Origin of the sequence: Parafrigoribacterium mesophilum, from assembly GCF_039652555.1 — a bacterium.
GTDB classification, from domain to species: Bacteria; Actinomycetota; Actinomycetes; order Actinomycetales; family Microbacteriaceae; genus Parafrigoribacterium; species Parafrigoribacterium mesophilum.
On sequence record NZ_JBDJAF010000087.1, the window covers coordinates 1 to 255 of the forward strand.

1 pseudogene is annotated in these 255 nt (G+C 69.0%); it reads left to right on the top strand.

The features are described from left to right. Window positions 1-255 (top strand): annotated as a pseudogene (locus ABFX56_RS16200) (alpha-galactosidase); the annotation flags it as partial.

A 255-nucleotide genomic window follows, 5' to 3' on the forward strand; every position in this document is an offset into this window, starting at 1 on the left:
ATCCGGCACGTCACCGGAGCGACGCGTGCCGAACTGACGCAGGCCATCGCGCTGTACAAGGCCACGCGTCCCCTGCTGCACGGCGGCATCACCGGTAACGCCGACCTGCCCGACCCGGCATACGCGCTGCACGGCGTGGTCGCCCAGGATGCGTCGGAGGCGCTGTTCGGGTTCGTGTGCGTGGGGACATCGGTTGCCGAAACTCCCGGCCGAATCGGTATTCTGGGTCTGGATGCCGCGCGCCGCTATCGGGTC